Below are 3,857 nucleotides of genomic sequence, written 5' to 3' on the forward strand. Positions count from 1 at the left end.
CGTAGCGCCGTTTCAAGAACAGATGCAGAAGCACGAAGAAGCGTTTGGCCAGATCCTTCTCGCGCTCACCCATCGATCCGGACACATCCATCAGGCAGAACATCACGGCACTGGCATTCGGCAGCGGCCGGGGATCGAAGCGATTGAAGCGGATGTCGATCGGATCGACATAGGCGATGCGTTTGCGGCGGCGCTCCAGCCGTTCGAACTCCTTGCGCAAATCCGCGACACGCAGACGCGTCGCTGCGCTGGCCGGCTGAGAGTCCAGCGCGGCGATCTGCCCGGCGATGGCATCCACGTCCGCCTGCTTCGGCCGCCTCAACGCTATGCGGCGGCCATGACTGTTGCGCATCGTACGCGCGACGTTGATGTTGGTCGGCGAACCGGTTGTCGCGAAGCCGGCGCGCTGCGACTTGAAGGCGAGGATTTCCTTGAGGTTGAGCTTGACCATGTCGGGCAGTTCGAGATCCTCGAAAAACAGATCGAGAACCTCCTCACGCGACAGCACGAAACGGAAATCGTCTTCCGAGACTGTGTCGCCCGGAGACGACGACCCGGCGCCGCCGCCCTGGCCGGGTTTGGGGATCAGGTCTCCCGGAGAGAAACTCTTGTTGCCGGGCAGGATGTGCTGGCGCCGCCCGCTGTTCCTGGCATCGTTGAAGCTCGGCTCACCGGTACCTTTTTCCGGCATCGGCACGGCGTATTCCCTGTCCGCCTCGGCGATCCGGCCGGTGCGTATGCGGTCGCGTATGCTGCGCTTCAGTTCTTCCCGCGCGCGCCGGAGGAAGCGCTGGCGATTGCCCAAGCTCTTGTCCTTGGGATTCAGGCGGCGGTCGATGAAGATCGGCATGGAACCCCCGGGCGTTCTCAACCCGCCTTGTTCACCCGCATGTACCAGTCCACCAGCCGACGCACCTGACGCTGGGTGTAGCCACGCTCGACCATGCGCTGCACGAATTCATTGTGCCGCTTCTCGGTGACGCTGTCCTGCTTGGAGCCGAAGCTGATCACCGGCAGAAGGTCTTCGACCTGGCCGAACATGCGCTTTTCGATGACCTCGCGCAGCTTTTCATAGCTTGTCCACGACGGGTTGCGACCGTGATTGCGCGCCCGGGCTCGCAAGGTGAATTTCACCACTTCGTTGCGGAAGTCCTTGGGATTGGCGATGCCGGCCGGCTTTTCGATCTGTGACAATTCGTTGTCCAGCACCTCGCGGTTTAGGATCTGGCCGGTGTCGGGATCCTTGTAGTCCTGGTCCTCGATCCAGGCATCGGCATAGGCGATGTAGCGGTCGAACAGGTTCTGGCCGTATTCGCTGTAGGACTCCAGATAGGCCTTCTGGATCTCGTGGCCGATGAATTCGGCATAGCGCGTGGCGAGTTCAGACTTGGTGAACTCGAGATAGGCGGCTTCCGTCTGCTTCGGAAATTGCTCCCGCTTGATCGCCTCCTCCAGGATGTACATCAGGTGAACAGGATCGGCGGCCACTTCCTTGGTGTCGTAGTTGAAGGTCTGCGACAGGATCTTGAAGGCAAAGCGCGTGCTGACGCCGGTCATGCCCTCGTCGACGCCGGCGGCGTCGCGGTATTCCTGCACCGACTTCGCCTTCGGGTCGATCTCCTTCAGGCTCTCGCCGTCATAGGCGCGCATCTTGGTGTAGCGCGGTGAATTATCGTGCTCGGCCAGGCGCGTCGAGACGGTGAAGCGGCTCAGAATATCGAGAACTTCCGGAGCGCAGGGGCTGGCCGCCAATTCGCTTTCGCGCAGCAGCTTCTCGTAGATCTGCCTCTCTTCGGTAACCCGCAGGCAATAGGGAACCTTGACCACAAGGATGCGATCGAGAAACGCCTCGTTGTTCTTGTTGTTCTTGAACTGCTGCCATTCTGATTCGTTGGAATGCGCCACGACGATGCCCTGGTAGGGGAAGGCGCCGAAATTCTCGGTGCCGTTGTAGCTACCCTCCTGCGTGGCGGTCAGCAGCGGATGCAGGACCTTGATCGGCGCCTTGAACATCTCGACGAATTCGAGCAGGCCCTGCGTCGTGCGATTGAGCCCGCCGCTGTAGGAATAGGCGTCCGGGTCGGACTGGCTGAAATTCTCCAACTGCCGGATGTCGACCTTGCCGACCAGAGCCGAAACATCCTGGTTGTTCTCGTCTCCCGGCTCGGTCTTGGCAATGCAGATCTGGCGCAGCCGCGACGGCATCAGCTTGACGACGCTGAATTTGGAGATGTCTCCGGACAATTCGTCGAGGCGCTTGGCCGCCCATGGCGAAATCAGCCCGTTCAGCCGGCGGCGGGCTATCCCGTATTTGTCCTCCAGCAGGTCGCCCATGTGGTCGGGGTTGAAAAGGCCGAGCGGCGATTCGAAAACGGGGCTGATCTGGTTGCCGGCCTTCAGCGTGTAGATCGGCCGCTGCTCCATGAGCTTCTTCAATCGCTCGGCGAGTGATGACTTGCCGCCGCCGACAGGACCGAGCAGATAGAGAATCTGCTTGCGCTCCTCGAGCCCCTGGGAGGCATAGCGGAAATAGCCGGCGATACGCTCGATCGTATCCTCCATGCCATAGAAATCGGCGAAGGACGGATAAACCTTGACGGTCCGGTTGGAGAAAATGCGGCCGAGCCGCTCGTCCTTGCTGGTGTCGATCAGGTTTGGCTGGCCAATCGCCGCGACCATCCTTTCGGGCGCCGAGGCATACATCGATTTGTCTTCGCGGCAGGCAAGGAGGAATTGCTGGAGGCTGATCTCTTCCTGTGCGGCATTGGTATAGATCTCCGAGAACAGGTCGAAGACGTCGGATTGGTTCTCGCGCATGATTATGTGCCCTCGGAGCCGCTCTGGCTGCCAGTCGGCTCATCACATATTCAACTGCCGGAAAGCGTTGTTGGTTCCCTCCAATTGAAGAAGAACACGTGCAATCTGGCGTTGACCTCCGGCAAGGCACCCGATGTGGCCGAAATGCCTGCCTGTAGAATAACGTGGTGATTGCCAGTCTACCTTCAAGGGTAAATTTCGATTGGTTTTCGCATTCGCATCTCGCAGCCGGGATTCAGGGGCAAGCACGAATGCCCGGACGTCGCCTCGCCGCCGGACTTTCAAGCTCAGGTCATTACCAATCCTTAACTGGACGCCTGTGGCGCGCATGTGCACTCTGCCAATGAAAACGGCCGGAGGTGGTGATGATCGATCGGCGCAGTCTCATCATGGCATCGATGGCGGCACTGATGCCCGCTGGGGCATTCGCCGCGCAGCATCTCAGCCAGCCCACGCGGCAGAGCTTCGACTACGGCCCGGCCAGGCTCGATATCTACACGCGCGACGGCTTCAGGGGCCGGCCTGTCGTCTTCTTCATCCACGGCGGTGCGTGGCGGATCGGCAACCGCAACAACGTCGACGCCAAGCCCGGCTTCCTGCTCGACAACGGCTTCCTGTTCGTCTCGATCGACTATCGCATGCTGCCCGAGGCCAACGTGGCCTCGGCGGATTGCCCGGCGTCGCCGCGCTGGTGCTCGATGATACCAAAGCCTACGACATCGAGGCACTGGCCAAGGCGCAGGGCGGCAGGCTGCGGCCGATCTACGCGCAGGCCTTCCCCGACCCGGCCCGATGGCGCGCGCTGTCGCCAGCGACCTATATCGGGAGCGGCAAGCATCCGCCTGTCTTCGTCGCCTATTCGAAAGCGCCGATCCGCGCGGTCGCCGCCCGCGCCTTCACCGATCGGCTGCGGGTGGCCGGCACAAAGGTCACGCTGTTCGACGGCAGCGCCTATACGCACATGGCGATCAACCGCCGCATCGCCCTCCTCGCCGAAGCGGCGGTTGATCGCCATGTGCGTATAGGCGCTGCCGTCGAAC

The 3,857-nt window shown here is 61.4% G+C and carries 2 protein-coding genes and 2 pseudogenes; 2 read left to right on the forward strand and 2 right to left on the reverse strand.

All coding sequences use genetic code 11. The features are described 5' to 3' along the window. Together EN742_RS27390 and EN742_RS27395 are read right to left on the reverse strand one after the other, a co-directional pair. A partial coding sequence (locus tag EN742_RS27390) for a DUF444 family protein (protein ID WP_128333493.1) occupies positions 1-850 on the reverse strand: 850 nt, incomplete at its 3' end. Positions 851-867: 17 nt separating this feature from the next. Beyond that, positions 868-2,817: a PrkA family serine protein kinase gene (locus EN742_RS27395; protein WP_126058054.1), complete on the reverse strand. Its 1,950-nt coding sequence runs from the start codon at positions 2,815-2,817 to the stop codon at positions 868-870. Between the two features lie 410 nt (positions 2,818-3,227). On the opposite strand from EN742_RS27395, the pseudogene EN742_RS40270 reads away from it, so the two are divergent. Together EN742_RS40270 and EN742_RS38280 are read left to right on the forward strand one after the other, a co-directional pair. Next, positions 3,228-3,419: pseudogene (locus EN742_RS40270) on the forward strand (alpha/beta hydrolase); the annotation flags it as partial. Positions 3,420-3,487: 68 nt separating this feature from the next. Continuing rightward, positions 3,488-3,857 (forward strand): annotated as a pseudogene (locus tag EN742_RS38280) (hypothetical protein); the annotation flags it as partial.

It is taken from the genome of Mesorhizobium sp. M4A.F.Ca.ET.020.02.1.1 (assembly GCF_004022645.1).
Lineage (GTDB): Bacteria > Pseudomonadota > Alphaproteobacteria > Rhizobiales > Rhizobiaceae > Mesorhizobium.

Coding starts and splice junctions, on each gene's coding strand:
- EN742_RS27395 (WP_126058054.1), bottom strand. CDS start 2,817: ATGCGCGAGAACCAATCCGACGTCTTCGACCTGTTCTCGGAGATCTAT.